Source organism: Actinoplanes sp. NPDC049265 (assembly GCF_043197135.1).
Lineage (GTDB): Bacteria > Actinomycetota > Actinomycetes > Mycobacteriales > Micromonosporaceae > Actinoplanes.
The window spans coordinates 690,678-713,299 of the sequence record NZ_JBICSP010000002.1; the positions used below are offsets into that span (position 1 = coordinate 690,678).

Below are 22,622 nucleotides of genomic sequence, written 5' to 3' on the forward strand. Positions count from 1 at the left end.
GGCCGGTCGGAGCCCATCGAGGCCGAATCGGTGAGCCGGGGCCATTGCGGCACGCCCCCGGTCCTTCACTAAGCTCACGGTGATCAGAAGAGATCGTTGCGTGAGGGAGGTGCACCGATGACGAACAGCAGCCCGGTGTCCTCGAGTGCCTACGAGTACCTCGACACCGTCGGGGCCGACGAGCAGGCGCGGCTGGCCGCCGTCCGACGCTACCGCCTGGTCGATCAGCCGGTCGAGGACGCGTACGACCGCATCGCGTTCGTGGCCGGCGCGATCTTCGACACCCCGATCGCCACGGTGTCGCTGGTCGAACAGGACCGGGTCTGGCTGGCGGCGTGCACCGGTCTGGTCGGCGTCCGCCAGGTCGGCAACGAGCCGGGCCTGTGCGCGTCGGTGGTCCAGCGGGACGGCGTCTATGTGATCAACAACGCGGCCGTCGATCCGCGTACGCTCGACCATCCGCTGGTCCGCGGCGAGCTCGGCCTGCGCTTCTACGCCGCCGCGCCGATCAAGACCCACGACGGGTACCGCCTGGGCACGGTCAACGTCATCGACAACCGGCCGCGCGACGCCACCCCGCGGCAGCTGCGCGCCCTCGAGCACCTGGCCCAGATGGTCTCCGACGAGCTCGAACTGCGCCTCATGGTGATCCGCAGCGCCGCCGCCGAGCAGCGCATGCGCCAAACCGTCAACTAGGTCCCGTCACGCGCAACGGCACAACCCGGTGGTAGTCCTGGGCTACCACCGGGCCTTTGAAGCGCGACCGCTCACGCACGCGCAACGAGCGGATGCCGCCCAGGACTACCACTGGGCCTTTGAAGCACGACCGCTCACGCACGTGGAGCGAAGCGACCTCGGCGGGAGCAGCGGTCTGCACCACCCACCCGGCTACGACATGGATCTGCCTTGCGTAGATTTCCGGGGTTGCGGGTAAGCGTCGGTCCCATGCGGACACCACGAAGGGTCGCGGTCGTCGCCCACGCGCGCAAGACGCTCGACGGCGGCCTCGACGAACTGCGCCGGCGGATCACCGATCACGACGTCGACGAACTGCTCTGGTACGAGGTGCCGAAGAGCAAGAAGGCCCCCAAACGGGTACGCGAAGCGCTGAAGAAGAAGCCCGACCTGCTCGTCGTCTGGGGTGGCGACGGCATGGTGCAGCGGACCATCGACGTGGTGGCGGGCTCCTCGACGCCGCTCGCGATCATTCCGGCCGGCACCGGCAACCTGTTCGCCACCAACCTCGGCGTGCCGCCCGACCTGGCCGGCGCGGTCGAGGTCGCGTTCACCGGCGAACGCCGCCGGGTCGACCTGGGCAAACTGAACGGCGAACACTTCGCGGTGATGGCCGGCATCGGCTTCGACGGCGCGATGATCCGGGACGCCGACCGCAACCTGAAGGATCGGCTGGGCAAGCTCGCGTACGTCTGGACCGGCCTGCGCCACGTCAACGGCGAAGCCCCGCGGGCCAAGGTGACAATCGACGGCAACCCGTGGTTCGACGACGAGGCGTCCTGCGTCCTGATCGGCAACGTCGGCACGATCACCGGCGGCATCCACGCCTTCGACGACGCCAAACCGGACGACGGCTGGCTCGACGTCGGCGTGGCGACCGCCCAGGGCGCGCTGGAGTGGGCGCGGGCGCTGGGCACGATGGCGGTCGGCCGCTCCGACTCGTCACCGTTCGTCCGGATGACCCGGGCCCGCAAGGTCGACATCACCCTGGCCGGCAAACTCGAGTACGAGCTGGACGGCGGCGCCCGCGACAAGGCGAAGCACCTGACCGCCAAGGTCGTACCCCACGCCGTGAAGATCTGTGTCCCTGGCCAGCGCGAGCCTCGATCGGCGGAAGCGGGCTGAGGTTGTCGCGGTCGGACGAACCGTGGCCCCGGTCAACGCCCGTAGAGTGACGCGATGAAGCGCGCCGAACAACGCCGCCGCACCGAGGCCCGCATCCTGGCCGCCGCCCGCCACCTGTTCGCCGCCGTCGGCTACGACCGCACCACGATCCGCGCCGTGGCCGCCGCCGCCGAGGTCGACGCCGGCCTGGTCATGCACTATTTCGGCAGCAAGGACGCCCTCTTCGCGCAGGCCACGGCCGAGACCGCGACCGGCGCGACCGGTGCGACTGGCGCGGCCGAGGGCGGCGCTACCGAGAGCGAGGCCGGCGCTACCGACACGGCCGAGAGCGGGGCCGACGCGATGACCCGGCCACCGACCACCGCCGAGGTCCCACCCGGCACCCCCGCCGCCGACGTCCTCCTCGCGTCCCTGGCCGAGCGCCTGGTCGACGAACCCGAGGCGTCGCTGGCCGTGCTCCGCTCGATGCTCACCAACGCCGACGCCGCCGGCCGCTACCGGGCGATGGCCGAGGCCCAGCTGAGCCCGATCACCGCCGCGATCCCGGCGCCCGACGCCGACCTCCGCTCAGCCGTCCTGAGCGCCATCGTCCACGGCGTCATCATCGAGCGCTATCTGCTCAAACTCGGTCCCTTGGCCGATGCCGACCCCGAGCGGATCATCGACCTGCTCCGCCCGTGCTTTCACACGCTCGCCGCGACCGAGCCCCGATGACCTGCGGATCCTGCGCCCGCGGCACGTCTCACCCCGGTGCGCCTCATCCCCGGAGCGGAGCGGGAATCGCGATGCGCTGCGGCGGCCTGTCCGCGTTGTCTTCCGGGCGGCCGGCTCAGAGCTCGGCACCTGCGGACGGTGTCAAGAAAGCGACAGGTGAAGCGTACCGATGCGGGGTCTTTATGGTCTTTTAAGACCATCAATCCCCTGGAAAACGGCGCGGTCAGACCGCACACTGACTCGAAAGGCGCTACGCATCTCGAGGGGGTCCGCGATGTCGCTCCACCAGAGTTCGGCACTGAGCTTGGCTTCCCTGATCACCGCCGCGACCGTCCTGGTCGTCGGCTACCGCGCCGGCCGCACGCACGCGGCCTGGCGGGAACACCGCGACGTGAAGCGCGCGGTGAAAGCCACCCGCCGCACGGCCTGGCGGCACACCGTCGTGCTGACCATGGGCACCGCCGCCCTCGTGGTCACCCTGGCCGCAGCCATCTTCTGACTCTTCAACCCGGTGTACGCCAGGCCTTCGACGACCTGGCGCTGTGCGATCACGAAGACGATCAGCACCGGGATCGCTGTCATCGACGCCGCTGACAGCCGCACGTTCCACAGCGGACCGTGACGCGCCGATGAAGACGATCGGCCCCAGGCAGAGATTCCAGCCGCGCAGAATGGTGAAGATGGCCACCGCGCCCAGGACCGGGCGGGCCAGGGGCAGCGCGATGCGACGAAAGATGGCCGCTTCCTCCAGCCCGCCCGGCAGCGTGATGAAGTGGCCAGCACGAGAATCGGCACCAGGCTCAGCGGTCGGCGGGTGTCGACCGCAGGGTGGGTCGCGCTTATCGGCGGCCCGCCCCTCCCCCGACGGGCGCTTCATACTGCCCTCAAGAGCCGTACAGGGCACGGATTCCCACCCCGGCACGGGGTGGGGCGTCACCGTGGCGAACTCGCCAACTATCCACGGCCCGCCCGTTCACCCGGCCGCCCGCAACGCCGCGGCCACCACCCGGTCGAAGTCGTCCTCCTCCGAGGCGGCGATCAGATGACCCGACCCGACCAGCATCAGCGCCATCGACGCGACGTCGGCGTCCGCCGCGATCCGGCCGGCCCGCTGCTCCTCGGTCAGGTACGCGATGATCATCTGCATGGCGTCGGCGGCCATCGGGATGCCGGTCAGGCCGGCGGCCCGGAGCCGGCTCCGTAGTTCGTCGCGGGCGATGATCAGGCTCAGCATCGCGCCCGCCACCGATCCGAAGATGTCGCGCAGCGCGGCGGCCAGGTTGCCCTCGACGGTGCCCTGCCCGGCCTGTTCGAGCAGGGCGGCGCGGCGGGTGGCCAGGCCGGCGATGCGGTCGAGGACGAGTTCGGCCAGGAAGGCGTCGAAGTCGGCGAAGTGCCGGTGCAGCACTCCTTTGGCCACGCCGGCCTCGGTGGTGACGGCCCGGCTGGTCAGGGCGTTCACGCCGGCGCGGCGGAGGACCCGCTCGGCCGCGCCGAACAGATGCTCCCGTACGTCTCGGATGGCGACTCCGGTCGGCATGGCCGCACCCTCCCTCTGGCTTGAGTGGGCGCGTGCCCACTAGAGTGGGCGCATGCCCACCCTACCGCCGCACGAGCACCGTGACGTGGCCGAGTCTTTCGGGTCGACGGCCGAGCAGTACGACCGGGCCCGCCCCGACTACCCGACCGACATGATCAACCGCATCGTCGACGCCGCCACGCCTGGGCTCCGCCTTCTCGACGTGGGCATCGGCACCGGTATCGCGGCCCGGCAGTACCGGGCGGCCGGCTGCACCGTGCTCGGCGTCGAGCCCGACGAGCGGATGGCCGAGCTGGCCCGGGCCGGCGGCACCGAGGTCGAAGTGGCCCGGTTCGAGGAGTGGGAAACGGGCGGCCGGGTCTTCGACGCGGTGGTGGCCGCGCAGGCCTGGCACTGGATCGATCCGTCTGCCGGTGCGGTCAAGGCGGCCGAGGTGCTGCGGCCGGGCAGCCGGCTGACCGTGCTGTGGAACGTCTTCCAGCCGCCGCCCGAGGTCGCCGGCGTGCTGGCCGACGCGTTCCGCCGGTTCGGGCCAGAGGCGCCCGCGTTCTTCGACCGCCCGGCCATCGACCTCTATCGGTCGATGGCGGGAACGGCCGGCGAGGGCATGGCCGCGACCGGCGCCTTTCACGCGCCGGAGGAGTGGCGCGAGTCCTGGGACCGCGACTACACCCGGGCGGGACTGCTCGAGATGCTGCCGACGACCGGCGGCATGACCCGCCTGCCGGCCGCGACCCGGACCGCGATCCTCGATGACCTGGCCACCCGGATCACCGACTTCACGGTCCGCTTCACGACTGTCGCGGTGTCCGCCCGCCGCCGCTGACGGCCCTGGCCGGGCCGTGAAACACGCCTCAGGCGCCGGCCGGGTCGAGCTTGATCGAGATGCTGTTGACGCAGTGCCGGGTGTCCTTCGCGGTCATCATCTCGCCGCGGAAGACGTGGCCCAGGTGGCTGTCGCAGTTGGCGCAGCGGATCTCGGTGCGGACCATGCCGTGGCTGAGGTCGTCGATCTCCTTGATGGCGCCGGGAATGGCGTCGTCGAAGGACGGCCAGCCGCAGTGGCTGTCGAACTTGTCGGTGCTGTTGTAGAGCCGCGCGCCGCACGCCCGGCACTCGTACGTGCCGGCGGTCTTGGTGTCCACGTATTCCCCGGTGAAGGCCGGTTCGGTGGCGCCCTGGCGGAGCACCCGGAACTCGGCCGGACTGAGGCGTACGCGCCACTGCTCGTCGGAGGTGGGCAGGGTGGTGGGCTCGTCGGATGCCATACCCCCAACGGTACGTCGGTCGCACCGGCCGTGCGGCCCGCCGGCCGGAGCGCCTCGTTGGGCACCCCATGGAAGCAGCCTTCACTCCCACGTGGCAGCAAGCTCTCCGGCGCGGGCTCTCCCTCGGCGTGCTGGTCGCCCTGGCCGGTGCGGCGGGCGCGCTGCTGACCACGCCCGTCCCGCGCACCCTGTGGTTCGCGCTGCTGGGGTGTTCGCTGGCGGCGGGGCTCACCGGTGGGTTGCTGATGGCCCGGCGCGGCACCCGGATCGACGCCCGCGGCATCCGTACGGCGGGCGGGCACGAGCCCTGGGACCACGTCGTGGATCTGCGGGCGGAGCGGCGCGGCGCGCGTACCGTCGTCTCCGTTTATCTGGTCTCGGGCGCGAGCATGCAGCTGGCCGCGCCGTACAGCGGTGACGGCCTGCTCGCCGCCGACCCGCAGTTCGACCTCAAGGTCTCGGCTCTCTCCCACCTGTGGCGCAGTCACAGCATCGGTGGAGTCCCCTGCTGAAACGCCGGGGAGGTTTGCCTCAAACCCGACATTAGTGGTTAAACTCCCCGGGAACTCAATCCGACCTACCGCAACAGAACGGACTTTCCCTGATGAGCTTGAGCCGGTTGGCCGCTGGACTCCCCGCGGTCGGCGTCACTGCCCTCGCCGCCCTGGCCTTCGCCGGGACGCCCGCCTACGCGACCGGTGAGGGGTCGGCGAACGCCGGACGGCCGGCCGTGATGGCCACGCCGACCTGCAACCCGGATGAGAAGCGCTCGAAGTGCGACGCCAGCGCGGACCCGGACAGCGACGGCTACGGCGGCGGCGCGGCCGCGCCGACCACGGCCGTCCCCAACGACAACGCGACTGCCGGAGGCAATGACGACGACCGCGGCAACCAGGGGTACGGCTCGGAGAGCCCGACCCCGGCGCCGAGTGAGACCACGCCGAGCGGTGGCACCGACACCGTCCCGCCGGGTGGCGAACTGCCGGAGACCGTCCCGCCGTCGGGCGGGGTCAACGCCGGCACGCTCCCGCTGACCGGCCCGCCGATGGGCACCATGATCAGCGTCGGCGCGGTGCTGCTGGCCGGCGGCGCCCTGGCCGTCTGGTACACCCGCCGCCGTCGCGAGGCCTGACCGCCACGGAATGTCCGGAACCGCCTGGCCACAAGGCCGGGCGGTTCTGTCATATGGTCTGCCCATGGCGGCGAAGGCGCAGGCGGAAGAGATCGAGGTCGCGGGCCACCAGGTGCGGCTGACCAGCCCCGACAAGGTGTGTTTCCCACGTCCGGGCTACACCAAGCGGGACGTCTTCGAGTACTACCTGGCCGTAGGCGACGGCATCATGCGCGCGCTCGGCCACCGACCGACGACGCTGCAACGCTTCCCGGACGGCATCGAGGGCGAGATGTTCTTCCAGAAGCGGATCCCCACGCGCGGCGTACCGCCCTGGGTACGAACGGCAAAGATCAAGTTCCCGTCGACGCGTACGGCCGACGAGCTCTGCCCCGCCGACCTCGCGCACGTCGCCTGGGCCGCACAGATGGGCACCGTCGTGTTCCACCCGTGGCCGGTCCGGAGCTCACACACCGAGAACCCGGACGAGCTGCGCATCGACCTCGACCCCCAGCCCGGCACCGACTTCGGCGATGTGATCGCCACCGCCGGCGTGTTCCGTGAGGTCCTGGCCGACCTGGGCTGGACCGGCTTCCCCAAGACCTCCGGCGGCCGTGGCGTGCACGTCTACCTCAGGATCAAACCCGAGTTCACGTTCATCGAGGTCCGCCGGGCCGCGATCGCTCTGGCCCGCGAGGCCGAACGCCGCCGCCCCGACCTGATCACCACGTCGTGGTGGAAGGAGGAGCGCGGCGAGCGGGTGTTCATCGACTACAACCAGATGGCCCGCGACCGCACGATCGCCTGCGCGTACTCGCTGCGGGCCAACGCCCGGGCCACCGTCTCGACCCCGGTCACCTGGGACGAGCTCCCCGACGTGGAACCGGACGACTTCGACCTGCGTACCGTCCCGAAGCGCATCGCCGAGAAGGGCGACGCCCACGCCGCCATCGACGACGAGGCCTACGACATCACCCCGCTCCTGGAGTGGTCCCAGCGCGACGAGGCCAACGGCCAGGGCGACATGCCCTACCCGCCCGATCACCCGAAAATGCCCGGCGAACCACCCCGCGTCCAGCCCAGCCGCAAGAACGCCGCCAACTGGACCGACAACCCCTGACCGGTGGTAGCCCCGGGCGGCATATCGCGCCCAAACACCGCGCCGCCCTACCAACCAAAACCCCAGTGGTAGGCCCGGGCGGTATTCCGCCGGCGGAAGCCACGCTCGGCTACCACCACGAGAACCGGCGGTGGGCCCGGGCGGTGTTGCGACGGTGGGCGGTTGGGGCGGTCAGGCGGTGCGGCCACGTGGGCGGTTACGGGCCGGGCCTTGGGGGCGCCGGCTGACCGGGCTGGCCGGGGCCGGCGGCTCGTCGGCCAGGCGGCGGCCGACCCGGATCAGGGCGTCGCCGATCCGGTGGCGGAGCTGGTGCGGGTCGCGGACCTGGGCCACCAGCCGGGACTGCTCGGCCTGGCGGAGCAGCTCGTCGCGGCGCAGCTCGGCGGCGGTGGTCATCGGGTACGGGTACATGGTTTCGCCTCTCCGGGCATGACAGAACAGCGCGGATCCGGACGAGTCGGACTCTACCCAGCCTGGGCGGCGTTGGCCGGCGGTTCCGTCAGAGAGGTCGTTTCATCCCCACATGGGTGGACTCGAAGCCCAGGGCGGCGTAGAAGCGGTGTGCCGCCAGGCGTTTGTTGTCGCTGGTCAGCTGGGCCATCCGGGCGCCGCGGGCCCGACCGCGGTCGAGGGCCCAGGCCATCATCTCGCGGCCCAGGCCACCGCCGCGGCGGTCGGAGCGGACGCGTACCGCCTCGATGGTCATCCGGGTGGCGCCGCCCCGGCTCAGCGACGGCGTGAAGGTCAGCTGGAACGTTCCAACGATCTGGTCACCGTCGAGGGCGACGATCAGTTCGTTGTGCGGATCAGCGTCGATGGCCTCGAAGGCCGCCCAATGGGCCGCGTCGGCCGCCTCCGAGACCGCACCGCCGCGGGCCCGGCTCACGTCGTCGTCGGCCAGCAGGGACAGGATCACCGGTACGTCAGCCCGTCCGGCCTCGCGAAAGGTCAACACGCGGCCATCCTGACACGCCCTGTCGGCTGAGCCGGAAAGTGGCGGTGACCGGGCACGATGACCGGATGCGAACCTTGCTGGTGCCCTTGCACAGGGCTTACCGAGGGCTGGTCTGGCTCGCCAACTCGCCCCGCATGCTGATCGTCTCGTACGGGATCCTCATCCTGATCTGTGGCTCGCTGTACCCGTTGTTCGAGGACGACGTCTCGTTCGGTGACGGGGTCTGGTGGGCGGTGGTCACCGCGACCACTGTCGGCTACGGCGACATCTCACCCGCCTCGTGGGAGGCCCGCCTGATGGCCGGCCTGCTCATCTCGCTCATGGTGCTGGGCGTCGTACCCCTGATCACCGCGCATTTCGCCAGCAAGCTGATCGTCGATCAGGACGCGTTCCGCCACGATGAGCAGGAAGAACTCAAGAACAACCTGCGCCGGGTACGCACGCTGCTCGAGGAGCTGGCCGAACGGGAGGGCGTCAACGTGCCGGACAGCGCTGCCCCGCCGCCGGCACCGTCAGGTCGATGAGGTAGCGGTCCACCGCCTGCGTGATGCAGGTGGTGTTGGGGTACGCCGTGTGCCCCTCGCCCTCCCAGGTCAGCACGTGCCCGGTGCCGAGCATGCCGGCCAGCTGGGCGGTGTTCTCATAGGGTGTGGCCGGGTCGCCGGTGGTGCCCACGACGACGATCGGCGGGGAGCCCTGGGCCGCGCCGGCCGGGTAGGGGTCGTGTTTGCCGGGCCAGTACACGCACGGCAGCATGCCGACCGCGAGCGACGCCCCGAACAGCGGGTACTTCGTCCGCCATTCGCCCTGCAGCTGACGGATCTTGTCGACGGTCGGCACCTCGTCGGTGTCGGCGCAGTTCACGGCCAGGTTGGCGTCGAACAGGTTGGAGTAGCTGCCGTCCGGTTTGCGGTCGGCGTACTGGTCGGCCAGGTCGAAGACGCCCTTGGCGTTGCCCGCCTGCAGGTCGTCGATGGCCTTGGCCAGGGACTTCCAGCCGGACTCGGTGTAGAGCGAGGAGATCACCGCGACGAAGATCCAGCCGGAGGTGGCCTGACGGCCGTCGTCGCCCTCGACCGGTGACGCCTTGGCCTTGGCCAGCGCGTCGGTGACCGCGCCGCGGGCGTCGGGCGCGATCGGGCACTGGGCCGGGGTGGCCTTGCACCAGTTGCTGAAGTTGGTGAACGCCCGCTCGAAGCCCTTGGCCTGTGACTCGGAGCCGGCCACGTAACCCTGCTTAGGGTCGACCGCGCCGTCGAGCACCAAGGCGCGGATGTTCTTCGGGAACAGCTGGGCGTAGGTGGCGCCGAGCAGGGTGCCGTACGAGTAGCCGAGGTAGCTCAGTTTCTGGTCGCCGACCGCGGCCCGGATGGCGTCCATGTCCTTGGCCGCCTGCTCGGTGGCGAAGTTGCGCAGCTGATCGCCGTACTTCTGGCCGCAGCCCTCGGCGATCTTCTTGTTCAGGGCGGCGATCTCGTCGAAGGTGCCCTGGTCGACCGGGTCGGGCGGGGCGGCGAAGGACGCGTCCTGGTCGGCGCTGTCGATGCACTTGACCGGGTTGGACCGGCCGACGCCGCGCGGGTCGAAGCCGACGATGTCGAACCGGTCGGTGATCTCGGTCGGCAGGCCGCCGAGCTGCTGGCCGAACGACAGGTAGACCGAGGTGTCGATGCCGGACGCGCCGGGGCCGCCGGGGTTGAGCACGAGCGAGCCGATCCGGTCCTTCTGGCTGCGCGACCGGATGCGGATCATCTGGATCGCGTACGTTTCCCCGGATTTCGGTGACGCCCAGTCTTGTGGGACGGCGACCGCCGCGCAGTCGTAGCGCATGTTGGTGGCGCCCCGGCCGACCAGCTGCTGCGGCACCTCGGGGCAGGGCGTCCAGGAGGCGACCGTGCCGGGCACCGTGGGCGGTTGCGGTGACGCCCCGGGCTGGGCCGAGTCGCTGCCGGACTCGTCGGGCGCGATCACCGGCAGCGTGCAGCCCGCGGTGGCGACGACGGCGGCGAGCAGGGCGACGACCAGGCGGGGGTGACGCGGCACGGGACGACCCTTCTGGAGGGGAGGTTGACGCTGCAGCCACGAAGGCTAGCCGGTGAGTCTGACAGTTCCCGCTACCGGCTGGTGAGGACCTCGGCCAGGTTGAACTGGACCGGGCGTTCGAGCTGCTCGTACGTGCAGGTCCGGGGCTCGCGATCGGGCCGCCAGCGCTCGAACTGGGCGGTGTGCCGGAACCGGATGCCCTCCATGTAGTCGTACCGGACCTCGACCACGCGTTCCGGGCGCAGCGGCGTGAACGACAGGTCCTTGCCCGCGTTCCACCGGCTGACCTCGTTCTTCCGGGGCGTGCGCTCGCCGGCCATGTGCGCCTCCCAGTTCCAGGGGTGCCCCTCGAACGTGGTGACCAGTGGCTGCAACTGCTCGAACAGCTCCTCGCGGACGGCCATCGGGAACGAGCCGATCACCCCGACCGAGACCAGTTTGCCGGTCTCGTCGTGCAGGCCGAGCAGCAGCGACCCGATGCGGTTGTCGGCGCTTTTGTGTACGCGGTAGCCGGCCACCACACAGTCGGCGGTGCGCTTGTGTTTGACCTTGAACATGACGCGCTTGTCGGGCTCGTACCCGATGTCCCGGGGTTTGGCGATGAGGCCGTCCAGGCCGGCGCCCTCGAATTCGGCGAACCACCGCCGGGCGGTCTCCAGGTCTTCGGTGGCCGGCGTCGTGTAGATCGGCGGCTTGGCGTCCTTCAAGCAGTCGGCCAGCATCGCCCGTCGCTCGGCAAAGGGCCGATCCACCAGCGCGAGATCGCCGAGGGCGAGGAGGTCGAAGGCCACGAAGGCGGCCGGGGTCTGTTCCGACAGCAGCTTGACCCGGCTCGCCGCCGGGTGGATGCGCTGCTGGAGGGCCTCGAAGTCGAGGGTGTTGCGGGCCGTGTCGGCCACGATCACCTCGCCGTCGATCACCGCCCGGTCGGGGAAGTTGGCCAGGATCGCCTCGACCACCTCGGGGAAGTAGCGGGTCATCGGTTTCTCGTTGCGGCTGCCGATCTCGACCTCGGCGCCGTCCCGAAAGACGATCGAGCGGAAGCCGTCCCATTTGGGTTCGTAGATCTGCCCGGGTGGGATGTCCGCGACGGGCTTGGCCAGCATCGGCTTCACGGGCGGGTTGATCGGCAGGTCCATGGGCACAGTCTGCCTCCCGGGGCGGCCGGGAGAGGGACGCCGCGTTCGCCGTGAGCGAACAAGCGATCGTGGTCGGCAGGAAGTGTAACGGTGTAATCATGTAATCATGCGCTTCCGAACCCCTCCGCCAGGAGCCCGCACCGAGCCACCGCCCGCCGACGACGCCGCCGCCTGGATCACCGGGTCCATGCCCGACACCTGGTTCACCGAGCCGCCCGAGTTCGTCATCGACCGCGACGAGATCATCATCTGGGGCCGGGTGAACCAGCCCGAGCTCGGCGCCGACGCCACCGACGCCGACCGGGCCGCCGCCCAGGCCGGCCGGATCAACCAGTTCCGCGAGGACACCCGCGACGACCGGATCCGGGTCGCCCGCCAGGCCGAGCACCGCTACCAGCGCAAGGTCGGCTGGGGCGTGCGCTGCGGGGACACCAGCGAGCTGTTCACCCACCTGGCCGCGCCGGTGATGACCCGGCTCCGCCAGCCCGAGCGACAGGTGCTCGACACGCTGGTCGACGCGGGTGTGGCCCGCTCCCGCTCCGAGGCGCTGGCCTGGTGCGTCAAGCTCACCGGCCAGCACACCGAGGAGTGGCTGGGCGAGCTGCGGGCGGCGATGGCCAAGGTCGACCAGGTCCGCAAGCAGGGCCCCTGAGCCAAGTCCCAAATGCAGCTCCTGTTGATCGCTGCGAAGGTGCATTTGGGACAAGGCTTAAGCTCTACCGCGTGCTACGCCAGGTCACCGCCACCCGTTACGTCACCCCGTTACGAGAGGGCGGCTCGCTGCCCGGGGTCGTCGAGGCCGACGACGAGGGCACGTACGCGGTCAAGTTCCGCGGCGCCGGGCAGGGGCCGAAAGCGCTGGTCGCCGAGATCATCGCCGGCGAGCTGGCCCGGCGCCTCGGGCTGCCCGTCCCCGACCTGGTGGTGGTCGAGCTCGACCCCGTGGTCGCCCGGGCCGAGCCCGACCAGGAGGTGCAGGCGCTGATCAAGGCCAGCGCCGGCGCCAACCTGGGGATGGATTTTCTGCCCGGAGCCCTGGGGTACGAACCGGCCGCGCACCCGGTCGAGCCGGATCTGGCCGGGCGGATCCTCGCCTTCGACGCCTTCGTCGAGAACGTGGACCGCAGCTGGCGCAACCCGAACATGCTGATCTGGCACCGCGACCTGTGGCTCATCGACCACGGCGCCAGCCTGTACTTCCACCACGACTGGGCGGCGGCCGGGGGCAAGGTGCTGCGACCCTTCCGAGCCGACGATCACGTGCTCCGGGCGTACGCGACAAATGCCCTGGAACCTCCGAACGTCACGCCGGAACTGCTGGCCGAGGTGGTCGCCCTGGTGCCGGAAGAGTGGCTCGACGTGCCGCCCGGACGGTACGTGGACCATCTCGCCGCCCGCGCCGCCCAGCCGGAGGCGTGGCTGCCGTGAGAATCCCCTACGAGTACGCCACCATCCAGGCCTGCCCACAGGTCGAGCGGGGCGAGCTGCTCAACGTCGGCGTGCTGCTCTACTGCCACCGCCGCGACTTCCTCGAGGCCGGCATCCACCTGGTCCCCGAACGGCTCCTCGCCCTGGACCCGGGGGCCGACGTGCACGCCGTGCGGACGGCTCTCGGCGCGTGGGTGGCGGCGTGCGCCGGCGGCGGCGCGGCCCACGGCATGTCGCTGGGCGAGCGTTTCCGCTGGCTGGTGGCACCACGCAGCACGATCCTGCGAGCCGGCCCGGTGCATATGGGCCTGGCCACCGACCCCGCCGAGGAACTCGAACGCCTCGTCTCGAAGCTGGTCAAGGTCTGACCCTTTGTCAGTGGCAGGCCTGAGCGGAGTCCGGGGCCCGGATAACGCCCCGGCCCGCCACTGAAAGGGTCTGGTCAGAGCACGAACGCGTCGGTCCAGAGCTGGCGGGAACGGCCGGTCAGGGCGTCCATCAGGCCGACGGCCTGGTTGTCGGTGAGCGCCGCCACGAAGTCGACGACCGCCCGGCCGCGCGCCCTCGACATCCGGTCCGGGGTACCCTCGGGCAGCTCGGCCTCGGCCAGCTCGACCAGATCACGCAGCCGGGTCGGGAGCCGGTCGGTCTCGTCCGGGTCGGTCAGCCAGGACAACAGCGACTCGACCAGGGTGGCCAGCAGGCGAGCCTGACCGCGCTGGTGCAGGGCCAGGTCGGGGCGGGCCAGCACGAAACGGTTCTGGACGAACTTGAGGATCTGCACCTCGTGCCACTGGGCCGGGGCGAGCAGGACGTGCCCGGAGCGTACGGCCGGCTCATCGGCCACCTCGACCGACGCCACCAGGCGCCTGGTCCAGGTCGCCGAGAACGCCGCCACCTGCGCCTCCGCCTGCAACGACCCGTCGAACGGGGCCGCCAGCAGCCCGTCGACCAGCTCGGCCCGGACCTTCTCGACCGCCGCCGCGAACGCCTCGTCGTCGGCCATCCAGGCGTCCTTGCGGTGCAACTGCCGGCGCAGCGACTCGATGGCGCTGCCCGGCCCGGCCTCGGCCGCCGAGTGCCGCAGCCACGCGGTCAGCTCGGCCGCCACCGTCCCCGGTTGCAGCACGCCGACCCGGTGCACATCTTCAAGATCGTGGATGGCGTACGCGATGTCGTCGGCCGTGTCCATGACCGATGCCTCGACCGTCTGCTGCCAGTCGGCCACCCGCCCCGCGAACGGCGCCCGAGCCTGGGTCATGTCGTCGACCTCGGTCGAGTACGCGCCGAACTTGAGCGAACCGCCGTCCGGGTCGTCCGGTGGCGCCGCCGCACCGCGGGGCGCCGGGTCGAGGAACCGCGGGTGTGGCTCCGGATGCGACCGGCGCGTCCACGGGTACTTCAGGATCGCCGCCCGGGTCGCCGCGGTCAGGTTCAGCCCGAGCGTGGCCTGACCGCGGGTCTCGGTGCTGGTCACGATCCGGTACGACTGGGCGTTGCCCTCGAACCCGTCGCGCAGCCGCAGCCGCCCCCGGGCCAGCTGATCCAGCGTCCGCTCGCCCAGGTGCCCGAACGGCGGGTGACCGAGATCATGGGCCAGCGCCGCCGCCTCGACCACGTCCGGGTCGCAGCCGCCCAGTTTCTCCAGCAGCGCCGCCTGCTCGCCGGTGGCCAGCCGCTCGGCGATCGCGCGCGCCACCTGCGCCACCTTGAGGCTGTGAGTGAGCCGGTTGTGCACCAGCAGACCCATGCCACCAGGGCTGATCACCTGGGTGACGCCGCCCAGCCGGGCGAAGAACGGGCTGCTCACGATGCGGTCCCGGTCCACCCGGAACGGGCTCAGGGCCAGGTCACCGGGCGCCACCAGGCCGTCGCCGAACATCCGGCGGGCGCGGGGATCCTCCATGCGGTAAGCGTAGAGATGCTGTGATCAGCCTGAGAGGCCCGGTGGCATCCGGGGCCCGCTCCCGGTCATGCTTGAGGCTGTCAGGGGCAACGGGAAGGCATGGGAATGGCTAACAGAGGACGTACCGGCGCGCTCATCGCTCTGGGGGCCGGGGCCGCACTGGCCTGGCTGGTGAAGGACCTTCCCGCCCAGATGGGCGCCCGCCGCGCCAAGGGCGAGCGGCTGGAGCGGATCCTGCGCTCACCACAGTTCCGTGACGGCAAGTTCCGCAACACCATGGCCGCCACCCAGATGATGACCCCCGGCAGCATGCCCTCGATGCTCGCGGCGACCTTCCGGGACCGTGACCGCCGGCACCCGCACGCGCCGATCCCGGTGGTCGAGCCGGCCGCGGATTCGCCCGAGCTCTCGGTGATCTGGTACGGCCACTCGTCCGCCCTGGTCGAGATCGAGGGCCGCCGCGTCCTGATCGACCCGGTCTGGAGCGACCGCTGCTCCCCGTCCCGGGTGGCCGGCCCGCAGCGCCTGCACGAGCCGCCGGTGGCCCTGCGCGAGCTGCCGCCCCTCGACGCGGTCCTGATCTCCCACGACCACTACGACCACCTCGACATGGAGTCCATCCGCAACCTGGTCGACCTGCAGGCGGCGCCGTTCCTGGTCCCGCTGGGCGTCGGCGGTCACCTGGAGCGCTGGGGCGTCCCGCCCACCCGCATCATCGAGCTCGACTGGAACGAGCGCACCACCGTCGCCGGCGTGGAGTTCATCGCCACCCCCGCCCGTCACTTCTCCGGCCGGGGCCTCAGCCGCGACGAGACCCTGTGGGCGTCCTGGGTGATCGCCGGCCCGACCCGGAAAGCCTTCTACTCGGGCGACACCGGATACTTCGACGGTTTCGCCGACATCGGCCGCGAACACGGCCCGTTCGACGTCACACTGGTCCAGATCGGCGCGTACGGCGACCAGTGGCCGGACATCCACATGTTCCCCGAGGACGGCGTGGCCACCCACGTCGACGTCCGCGGCGGCCTGATGATCCCGGTCCACTGGGCCACCTTCAACCTGGCCCTGCACGACTGGTCCGAGCCCGCCGACCGCGTCTGGGCCGAGGCCAAGGCCCGCGACATCCGGCTGGCCGTCCCCCGCCCGGGCGAGCGCGTCGACGTCGACGCCCCGCCCCCGGTCGACGGCTGGTGGCAGTCGGTCGCCTAGACGATGGTGGCGATCAGCTCGGCCAGGTCGTCCGGATCCCGGGCGCCCGGCCGGGCCAGGTCGTCCCGGAAGACGTTCGCGCCGGCATCCCCGATCAGCTCGCGACTGTGGGTCGTTCGCCCAGCGCCGGAAGGCGGACCGGTAACCGGCCAGGGCCGGTGACGGTTTCCCGCAGCTCGCCGGCGACGCGCACGCGAACGGTGTCGTCGAGGCTGGTCAGCCCCAGGCTTCGCTGAGCTCGGGGATCTGCGTGCCGACCACCATCGTCTCGCGCGGCGGGGCGGTGGCGGCGGCGTTGGTGGCGAAGCCGAGCTCGGCCCCGAGCTGTCGCCAGCGCTCGAACAGCACCTGCTCGGTCAGCACGTCCCTGATGTCCTGATGCGAGGCGCGCAGCTCATCGACCGCGGCCTCGTAACGCTCAACCCGCTTGTGCAGCTCGGCACCATCGTGAACAGTCATGCCCACAGGTTAGCCAGAAATGAGCCATTTTCGGGTTGAACCGGGGAAAACCGGCGCACAACGTCAGAGCCGGAGTTCGGGACCGGTCTCGTCGTCGAACCAGACGCCACCGGTGCCCAGGTAGCGGAACGAGTAGTGGCCGGGGTCGAGCTGCACGCTGATCGTGCGGGTGCCGTCCCGCCGGACCTTGAGCTCGTGCGTGCCGGGCCGCCAGTCGTTGAACGTGCCGACCACGCTGACCGGGCCCGCGGGCCGGTCGGCGGGGATGCAGAAGGTGACCCGGGTCTTGTTCCCGAAGAGCTTGCTGCGCTTGATCATCGAATCCTCCAACACAGAGCCGGGTCCCTATGCTGACAACGCGTAGTGACCTTCCGGGTGCAGGCGCGCCGCCCGTAACCTGACGTAATGCGAGTAGAAACACGGGTGGCGACGTTCGGCGAGCTCGACCCGGTCACGCTGTACGCGATTCTCAAGCTCCGGGTGGACGTCTTCGTGGTCGAGCAGAAGTGCGCGTACCCAGAGCTGGACGGCCGCGACACCGAGCCCGGAACGCGACATCTGTCCATCGAGCAGGACGGGCAGATCCTCGCGTACCTGCGCATTCTGGACGAGGGCGACAAGCAACGCATCGGCCGGGTGCTCACCGCGGAGAACGCCCGCGGCACCGGGCTGGGCAAGAGGCTGATGACCGAGGCCCTGGCCATCGTCGGTGAAAGGGACAGCGTCCTCGACGCTCAGGCGTACCTCGCCCGCTTCTACGAGGGCTTCGGCTACCGCCAGACCGGCCCGGAGTACGTCGAGGACGGCATCCCGCACATCCCGATGGTCAGGGAAGCGACGCCACCAGCTCGGTGAGCGAGCGGCGGCGGCCGGTGTAGAAGGGCACTTCCTCGCGTACGTGCCGGCGGGCGCCCGAGGCCCGCAGGTCGCGCATCAGGTCGACGATCCGGTGCAGTTCGTCCGCCTCGAAGGCGAGCATCCACTCGTAGTCGCCCAGCGCGAACGACGCCACCGTGTTGGCCCGCACGTCCGGGTAGCCGCGGGCCAACCGGCCGTGCTCGGCCAGCATCGCGCGCCGCTCCTCGTCCGGCAGCAGGTACCACTCGTAGGAGCGGACGAAGGGATAGACGCAGATGTACGGCCGGGCCTCCTCGCCGGCCAGGAACGCCGGCAGGTGGCTCTTGTTGAACTCGGCCGGCCGGTGCAGGGCCATCTGCGACCACACCGGCTCCAGGTGGCGGCCGAGCTGGGTGCGGCGGAGCAGCGAGTACGCCTCCTGCAGCGCGTCCGAGGACGCGGAGTGCCACCAGATCATCAGGTCGGCGTCGGCCCGCAGCCCGGCCACGTCGTACGTACCCCGGATCGTCACGTCCTTGCCCGCGAGCTGCTCGAACAGCGCCTCCACCTCGCCCGCGACATCCTCCCGCAGGGCCGGCAACGGCGCCGACACGCGGAACACCGACCACATCGTGTAGCGGATTGTCGCGTTCAGCTCGTTGATCCGGGCGGCGTTGCTCTGCTGCTGCTCGCTCATGGGCTCCTCAGTCCTCCAGGGTCTTGCGAATGGTCTCGGCGGCTGCTTCCCCGCTGGCCACGCAGGCCGGGATGCCGACGCCGTCGTACGCCGCCCCGGCCAGCGCCAGGTCCGGTCGCCCGGTGATCGCGGCCCGCACCGCGGCGACCCGGTCGAGGTGGCCGGGCGTGTATTGCGGCAGCCCCCCGCCCCAGCGCTGCAGCCAGGCGTCGGCCGGCTCGGGCAACGTGGTGCCGATCAGCTCGCCCAGCTCGGCGTGGGCGGTGGCCAGCAGGGTGCGGTCGTCGTGCTGGAGGCGGGCCTCCTCGCCGTACCGGCCGAGCGACGCGCGCACGATCACCGGCCCGCCCTCGGCCGCCAGGTGGGCCCACTTGCGGGTGACGAAGGTGGCCGCCTTGACCAGCGTGCCGCGGCTGGGCGGGACCAGGAACCCCGACAGGTCGGGCAGCGCGGTGCCGGCCGGGAACGCGAAGCCGGCCAGGGCCACGCCGGCGTAGTCGAGCATCCCGGCGGTGGCCGCGGCGTGCGGGTCGACGCCGTCGAGCAGGCGGGCCGCGGGCCGGGCCGGTACGGCCAGGATCACCGCGTCGACGTTGTCGGTCTGCGTGGCCGGCACCGGGCCGAGGAGCAGGCGCCAGCCGGTGGCCGAGGGCACGAGTTCACGGACCGGCAGGCCGAGGCTGATCCGGGCGCCGGTGGCCGCGGCGACGGCCGCCACCAGCCGGCTCATGCCGCCGTCGACCGCGCCGAAGACCGGGGTGCCGGGTTCTCGCCGGGACGCCGCCTGGGCCGCGCGGACCGCCGCGGCGAGCGTGTGTTCGGCTCGGGCCGCGGTGGCCAGCGCCGGAATGGTCACGGCGAGGGACAGGTCGGCGGCGTGGCCGGCGTAGACGCCGCCGAGCAGCGGATCGACCAGCCGGTCGACGACGTCGGGGCCGAGCCGGGAGGCGACCAGTCGTCCGACCGAAATGTCTGAGTCGGCACCCAGGAGCGGATCCGGCGAAGGACTCTCGTCCGAATCGCGGGGAATGCCCATCAGGGTGCCCGGCGGCAGCGGAGTCAGCAACGGTGGTAGCCCCGGGCGGTTTTCCGGGCTCGGATGCCGCCCGGGGCTACCACCGGGAAGAGCGACGGCGGCCGGGACGGCGGCGGGGTGGACGACCGGGAGGCCGAGACGGGCGGCGAGGCGGGCAGCGGCCGAGGGGCCGCCGGTCGGGGCGCTCATCAGGAACGACTCGGCCCCGCGCTCGACCGTCACGCCGCCCAGGGATCCGGTGCGAAGCTTGCCGCCGAGGGCGCCGCTCTGCTCGTACACGATGATCTCGGTCTGCGCCGGCGCCAGATCACGCACCCTGAGCGCGGCGGCCAGCCCGGCGATGCCCCCACCGACTATCGCAACCCGCTTCCGCACGCCTCCAGCCTAGGACCTGTCCCGAGTTCGCCTCCGGGGCGCATCGACCGGGACGAAGTTGCGCAGGTCCTACGAGCGGCGGATCAGGACCGGTGGATGAGGTCGACGAGACGGGTCAGGACGTCCGGGTCGGTCTCGGGCAGGACGCCGTGGCCCAGGTTGAACACGTGGCCCGGCGCGGCGCGGCCCTCGGCGAGCACCCGCAGCGCCTCGGCCTCGACCGCCGGCCAGGGCGCGAACAACACGGCCGGGTCGAGGTTGCCCTGCACGGCGCGGTCCGGGCCGATCAGCCCGGTCGCGCGATCGAGCGGGGTACGCCAGTCCACCCCGACGACATCCGCACCGGCCTCGCCCATGGCGCCGAGCAGCAGGCCCGTGCCGACCCCGAAGTGGATCCGCGGGACGTCGAAGCCGGTCAGCCCGCCCAGCACCGCGGCCGAGTGCGGCAGGACGAACCGCCGATAGTCGGCCTCGGACAGCGCCCCGGCCCACGAGTCGAAGAGCTGCACCGCGCTGACCCCGGCCGCCACCTGCACCCGCAGGAACTCCAGCGTGATGCCGGCCAGCCGGGACAGCAGGGTGTGCCACAGCTCCGGCTCGCCGTACATCATGGCCTTGGTCCGCAGGTAGTTCTTCGACGGGCCGCCCTCGATCAGATAGCTGGCCAGGGTGAACGGCGCCCCGGCGAAGCCGATCAGCGGCGTCGGCCCCAGCTCGGCGACCAGCAGCTCGACCGCCCGGGCGACGAATCCGACGTCGTCGAGGGAGCCGAGCTGGGCCAGATCGGCCGATGAACGGATCGGCGAGTCGATGACCGGGCCGGTGCCGGGCACGATGTCGAGCGCGACCCCGGCCGCGGCCAGCGGGACCACGATGTCGCTGTACAGGATCGCGGCGTCGACCGCGTGCCGGCGGACCGGCTGGAGGGTGATCTCGGTGACCAGATCCGGTCGGCGGCAGGAGTCGAGCATGCCGACGCCCTCGCGGATCTTGCGGTACTCGGGCAGCGAGCGCCCGGCCTGCCGCATGAACCAGACCGGGGTGTGCGGCACCGGCAGGCCACGGCAGGCACGGACGAATGCCGAATCACGGGGTGCAGTGGTCACTCGCGACATGGTGCCATGTGCCGGAGAAGCGCCGAGCGGCGCGGCGATCGACGACGGACAGCGTTGATCGGCATACGCTTCACGGCATGACGCCCACCCCCGCGGCACCCGAGGCGTTCACGCGCGCCGTCGCCGGGCTCCGGGCGGCCGCCCCGCGTGACGAGATCCTGATCGAGGAGACCGCCGCCCCGCAGCGCCTGGCCCCGTTCGCGTTCGCCCTCAGCGCCACCGTCCTGCGGGCCGGCGACGAGGTGGCCAGCGGCCGGCTGATCCTGCTGCACGAGCCCGCCGGTCACGAGGCCTGGCAGGGCGACCTGCGCCTGGTCACGCTGATCACCGCCGAGCTGGAGGCCGACATGGCCGGCGACCCGCTGCTGCCCGCGGTGGCCTGGACCTGGCTGACCGACGGCCTCGACCAGCACGCGGCGGCCTACACGGCGATCGGCGGCACCATCACCCAGACCACCTCGACCCGGTTCGGCGAGCTGGCCGGCCCGGAACCGACGGCCGACCTGGAGATCCGGGCGTCCTGGACGCCGACCTCGCCCGAGCTGGGCGCTCACCTCGAGGGCTGGTGCGCGATGCTGGCCTCGACCGCGGGCCTGCCGCCGCCTGGAGTCTCAGCGCTGTCCGACCGGCACCGGGCTAGCACACCTTGAACGTGTCGCACGCGTCCTTGATCGAGATCGCCAGGCCGATGCCCTCGGCGTCCCGGGCCTTGGCCGTGGCCAGGCCGATCACCTGCTGATCGGCGTTCACCACCGGGCCGCCGGAGTTGCCCGGGTTGATCGGCGCGTCGAACTGGATGCTCTGAGCGTCCTGGTCGCTCGGCCGGTACGCGCTGACCACGCCGGTGGTGACCGTGTCCTCCAGGCCCAGCGGCGCGCCGACCACGACGATCTGCTGGCCCGGCTTGACCGCGGCGGTGGCCGGCTTCAGCCCCTTGATCGTGCGGGCCGCGCTCAGCAGGGCCAGGTCCTTGTCCTTGTCGACCTTGACGATCGTGGCGTCGACCTCGTCCTTGCCCCGCTCCAGGAAGACCTTCCGGTTGCCGGCCTCCCAGACCGACTCGACCACATGGAAGTTGGTCAGCATGTTGGCCTTGCCGTTGGCCGCCTTGCTCCCGATCGAGAACGCCGTGCCGGTGAAGTCGCCGGCACGGACCCGGAAGACACTCGGCAGCACCCCGGACGACACCGCCTCCGGGTCGAAGACGCCGGCCAGCTGCTTCTCCAGCTTGTCGGTGCGGTCGCCGAGCACGCTCGACCGGTCGCGCTCGGCCGCCAGCTCGGCCGACAGCCGGCTGTTGCCGCTCTCCAGCCGCCAGACCAGGAAGGCGCCGAAGATCACGACCAGGACGGCGATCGCGATGGCGACCTTCCCGCCCCGGCCGCGGCCCCGGGAGTCCGATGCCGGTTCGAAGGATCTGCTGGGTACGGGGGCGGAATGCGCGGCCCGGGCCGGCCGGGGATGGCCGACGTGCGCCGGACGCTGCGGGAACCTCGCCTCCTGCCCGGCCACCCACTCGACGTCCAGGGCCCGGCGCTCGGCGGTGTCCCACTCGGACCGGAAGATGTGCTCACCGGTCTCCCAGGGATCGACGGCGGGACGCAGGTCCTCGGGCCGTCGTGGTCCGGGCGCGCCGCGCTGTCCGTACGGCTCGTACATGGCGGTCATCGCGGTGCGGCCTCCCCGGGCTCTCGGCGCTCCGGCGGGTTATACGCAGCCGCACGTCGATCCGGATGTGTTTGGAAGCAACTTTTTCTGGCCAGTGGATCGAGAAAGTTGACGCGCCGGGACCGCTGCGCACGCTTACGTG

At 71.4% G+C, this 22,622-nt stretch carries 28 protein-coding genes; 15 read left to right on the plus strand and 13 right to left on the minus strand.

The window, feature by feature from the left end; all coding sequences use genetic code 11:
• Window positions 1–117: 117 nt before the first annotated feature.
• The 4 genes from ACGFIO_RS08810 (at window position 118) to ACGFIO_RS08825 (ending at window position 3,073) form a co-directional block, all read left to right on the plus strand.
• Window positions 118–696: a GAF domain-containing protein gene (locus ACGFIO_RS08810; protein ID WP_392823909.1), complete on the plus strand. Its 579-nt coding sequence runs from the start codon at window positions 118–120 to the stop codon at window positions 694–696.
• Between the two features lie 249 nt (window positions 697–945).
• Window positions 946–1,860 carry a diacylglycerol/lipid kinase family protein gene (locus ACGFIO_RS08815; protein WP_392823912.1) on the plus strand — a complete coding sequence of 305 codons (915 nt, stop codon included), beginning with the start codon at window positions 946–948 and terminating at the stop codon, window positions 1,858–1,860.
• A gap of 54 nt (window positions 1,861–1,914) precedes the next feature.
• Window positions 1,915–2,574, plus strand: coding sequence for a TetR family transcriptional regulator (locus tag ACGFIO_RS08820; RefSeq protein ID WP_392823915.1), 660 nt, complete (start codon window positions 1,915–1,917; stop codon window positions 2,572–2,574).
• Window positions 2,575–2,848: 274 nt separating this feature from the next.
• Window positions 2,849–3,073, plus strand: coding sequence for a hypothetical protein (locus ACGFIO_RS08825; RefSeq protein WP_392823916.1), 225 nt, complete (start codon window positions 2,849–2,851; stop codon window positions 3,071–3,073).
• A gap of 474 nt (window positions 3,074–3,547) precedes the next feature.
• On the opposite strand, the gene ACGFIO_RS08830 is transcribed toward ACGFIO_RS08825, so the two are convergent.
• Complete coding sequence (locus tag ACGFIO_RS08830; RefSeq protein WP_392823919.1) at window positions 3,548–4,114, minus strand: TetR/AcrR family transcriptional regulator; 567 nt, start codon at window positions 4,112–4,114, stop codon at window positions 3,548–3,550.
• Window positions 4,115–4,166: 52 nt separating this feature from the next.
• Between ACGFIO_RS08830 and ACGFIO_RS08835 the strand changes: the two genes are divergently transcribed.
• Entirely contained in the window at window positions 4,167–4,940 is a 774-nt protein-coding gene (locus ACGFIO_RS08835) for a class I SAM-dependent methyltransferase (RefSeq protein ID WP_392823921.1), read from the plus strand.
• A 28-nt stretch (window positions 4,941–4,968) separates the two neighbouring features.
• Here the strand turns inward: ACGFIO_RS08835 and msrB are convergent, their stop codons facing one another.
• Complete coding sequence (gene msrB / locus ACGFIO_RS08840; RefSeq protein ID WP_392823923.1) at window positions 4,969–5,382, minus strand: peptide-methionine (R)-S-oxide reductase MsrB; 414 nt, start codon at window positions 5,380–5,382, stop codon at window positions 4,969–4,971.
• Between the two features lie 68 nt (window positions 5,383–5,450).
• On the opposite strand from msrB, the gene ACGFIO_RS08845 reads away from it, so the two are divergent.
• From ACGFIO_RS08845 to ligD, 3 genes are all read left to right on the plus strand, one after another.
• Complete coding sequence (locus tag ACGFIO_RS08845; protein ID WP_392823926.1) at window positions 5,451–5,894, plus strand: hypothetical protein; 444 nt, start codon at window positions 5,451–5,453, stop codon at window positions 5,892–5,894.
• 107 nt (window positions 5,895–6,001) lie between these two features.
• A complete protein-coding gene (locus tag ACGFIO_RS08850) occupies window positions 6,002–6,514 on the plus strand; it encodes a hypothetical protein (RefSeq protein WP_392823927.1) in 513 nt (170 codons plus the stop codon).
• A 64-nt stretch (window positions 6,515–6,578) separates the two neighbouring features.
• Window positions 6,579–7,613: a non-homologous end-joining DNA ligase gene (gene ligD, locus ACGFIO_RS08855; protein ID WP_392823930.1), complete on the plus strand. Its 1,035-nt coding sequence runs from the start codon at window positions 6,579–6,581 to the stop codon at window positions 7,611–7,613.
• 171 nt (window positions 7,614–7,784) lie between these two features.
• Here ligD and ACGFIO_RS08860 read toward each other — a convergent pair whose 3' ends face one another.
• A complete protein-coding gene (locus ACGFIO_RS08860; RefSeq protein ID WP_392823932.1) occupies window positions 7,785–8,009 on the minus strand; it encodes a hypothetical protein in 225 nt (74 codons plus the stop codon).
• Between the two features lie 103 nt (window positions 8,010–8,112).
• The gene (locus tag ACGFIO_RS08865) at window positions 8,113–8,565 is read right to left on the minus strand and encodes a GNAT family N-acetyltransferase (RefSeq protein ID WP_392824355.1); all 453 of its coding nucleotides are present in this window, start codon (window positions 8,563–8,565) and stop codon (window positions 8,113–8,115) included.
• 68 nt (window positions 8,566–8,633) lie between these two features.
• Between ACGFIO_RS08865 and ACGFIO_RS08870 the strand changes: the two genes are divergently transcribed.
• Complete coding sequence (locus ACGFIO_RS08870) at window positions 8,634–9,092, plus strand: potassium channel family protein (protein ID WP_392823933.1); 459 nt, start codon at window positions 8,634–8,636, stop codon at window positions 9,090–9,092.
• Here ACGFIO_RS08870 and ACGFIO_RS08875 read toward each other — a convergent pair.
• On the minus strand, window positions 9,043–10,611 hold the full coding sequence (locus ACGFIO_RS08875) for an alpha/beta hydrolase (protein WP_392823936.1): 1,569 nt from the start codon (window positions 10,609–10,611) through the stop codon (window positions 9,043–9,045). The genes ACGFIO_RS08870 and ACGFIO_RS08875 overlap by 50 nt on opposite strands.
• A gap of 71 nt (window positions 10,612–10,682) precedes the next feature.
• Window positions 10,683–11,750, minus strand: a complete 1,068-nt coding sequence (locus ACGFIO_RS08880; RefSeq protein ID WP_392823939.1) for an ATP-dependent DNA ligase — start codon at window positions 11,748–11,750, stop codon at window positions 10,683–10,685.
• A gap of 106 nt (window positions 11,751–11,856) precedes the next feature.
• On the opposite strand from ACGFIO_RS08880, the gene ACGFIO_RS08885 reads away from it, so the two are divergent.
• The 3 genes from ACGFIO_RS08885 to ACGFIO_RS08895 all read left to right on the plus strand — a co-directional run bounded on the left by ACGFIO_RS08885 (window position 11,857) and on the right by ACGFIO_RS08895 (window position 13,546).
• Window positions 11,857–12,402, plus strand: a complete 546-nt coding sequence (locus tag ACGFIO_RS08885) for a hypothetical protein (RefSeq protein ID WP_392823941.1) — start codon at window positions 11,857–11,859, stop codon at window positions 12,400–12,402.
• Between the two features lie 71 nt (window positions 12,403–12,473).
• Window positions 12,474–13,178, plus strand: coding sequence for a HipA family kinase (locus ACGFIO_RS08890; protein ID WP_392823943.1), 705 nt, complete (start codon window positions 12,474–12,476; stop codon window positions 13,176–13,178).
• Window positions 13,175–13,546: a DUF3037 domain-containing protein gene (locus ACGFIO_RS08895; protein WP_392823946.1), complete on the plus strand. Its 372-nt coding sequence runs from the start codon at window positions 13,175–13,177 to the stop codon at window positions 13,544–13,546. Before ACGFIO_RS08890 ends, ACGFIO_RS08895 begins: the two co-directional genes overlap by 4 nt.
• Before the next feature lie 74 nt (window positions 13,547–13,620).
• Here the strand turns inward: ACGFIO_RS08895 and ACGFIO_RS08900 are convergent, their stop codons facing one another.
• Window positions 13,621–15,084, minus strand: a complete 1,464-nt coding sequence (locus tag ACGFIO_RS08900; RefSeq protein ID WP_392823949.1) for a deoxyguanosinetriphosphate triphosphohydrolase family protein — start codon at window positions 15,082–15,084, stop codon at window positions 13,621–13,623.
• Window positions 15,085–15,189: 105 nt separating this feature from the next.
• Between ACGFIO_RS08900 and ACGFIO_RS08905 the strand changes: the two genes are divergently transcribed.
• A complete protein-coding gene (locus ACGFIO_RS08905; protein ID WP_392823952.1) occupies window positions 15,190–16,293 on the plus strand; it encodes an MBL fold metallo-hydrolase in 1,104 nt (367 codons plus the stop codon).
• A gap of 216 nt (window positions 16,294–16,509) precedes the next feature.
• Here the strand turns inward: ACGFIO_RS08905 and ACGFIO_RS08910 are convergent, their stop codons facing one another.
• Together ACGFIO_RS08910 and ACGFIO_RS08915 are read right to left on the minus strand one after the other, a co-directional pair.
• Window positions 16,510–16,752 carry a hypothetical protein gene (locus ACGFIO_RS08910; RefSeq protein ID WP_392823955.1) on the minus strand — a complete coding sequence of 81 codons (243 nt, stop codon included), beginning with the start codon at window positions 16,750–16,752 and terminating at the stop codon, window positions 16,510–16,512.
• A gap of 63 nt (window positions 16,753–16,815) precedes the next feature.
• Window positions 16,816–17,070, minus strand: a complete 255-nt coding sequence (locus ACGFIO_RS08915) for a glycoside hydrolase family 13 (protein ID WP_392823957.1) — start codon at window positions 17,068–17,070, stop codon at window positions 16,816–16,818.
• An 87-nt stretch (window positions 17,071–17,157) separates the two neighbouring features.
• Here ACGFIO_RS08915 and ACGFIO_RS08920 point away from each other — a divergent pair, with 87 nt between their 5' ends.
• The gene (locus ACGFIO_RS08920) at window positions 17,158–17,607 is read left to right on the plus strand and encodes a GNAT family N-acetyltransferase (protein ID WP_392823959.1); all 450 of its coding nucleotides are present in this window, start codon (window positions 17,158–17,160) and stop codon (window positions 17,605–17,607) included.
• On the opposite strand, the gene hemQ is transcribed toward ACGFIO_RS08920, so the two are convergent.
• The 3 genes from hemQ to hemE form a co-directional block, all read right to left on the minus strand.
• On the minus strand, window positions 17,579–18,286 hold the full coding sequence (gene hemQ / locus ACGFIO_RS08925; protein ID WP_392823960.1) for a hydrogen peroxide-dependent heme synthase: 708 nt from the start codon (window positions 18,284–18,286) through the stop codon (window positions 17,579–17,581). The two genes, ACGFIO_RS08920 and hemQ, sit on opposite strands and share 29 nt — an antisense overlap.
• 7 nt (window positions 18,287–18,293) lie before the next feature.
• Entirely contained in the window at window positions 18,294–19,697 is a 1,404-nt protein-coding gene (locus tag ACGFIO_RS08930) for a protoporphyrinogen/coproporphyrinogen oxidase (RefSeq protein ID WP_392823963.1), read from the minus strand.
• A gap of 83 nt (window positions 19,698–19,780) precedes the next feature.
• Window positions 19,781–20,812, minus strand: a complete 1,032-nt coding sequence (gene hemE, locus ACGFIO_RS08935) for a uroporphyrinogen decarboxylase (RefSeq protein ID WP_392823965.1) — start codon at window positions 20,810–20,812, stop codon at window positions 19,781–19,783.
• A 77-nt stretch (window positions 20,813–20,889) separates the two neighbouring features.
• Here hemE and ACGFIO_RS08940 point away from each other — a divergent pair, with 77 nt between their 5' ends.
• On the plus strand, window positions 20,890–21,462 hold the full coding sequence (locus tag ACGFIO_RS08940; RefSeq protein WP_392823967.1) for a DUF3000 domain-containing protein: 573 nt from the start codon (window positions 20,890–20,892) through the stop codon (window positions 21,460–21,462).
• Here the strand turns inward: ACGFIO_RS08940 and ACGFIO_RS08945 are convergent.
• Window positions 21,449–22,480, minus strand: coding sequence for a S1C family serine protease (locus tag ACGFIO_RS08945; RefSeq protein WP_392823969.1), 1,032 nt, complete (start codon window positions 22,478–22,480; stop codon window positions 21,449–21,451). The genes ACGFIO_RS08940 and ACGFIO_RS08945 overlap by 14 nt on opposite strands.
• Between the last annotated feature and the right edge of the window lie 142 nt (window positions 22,481–22,622).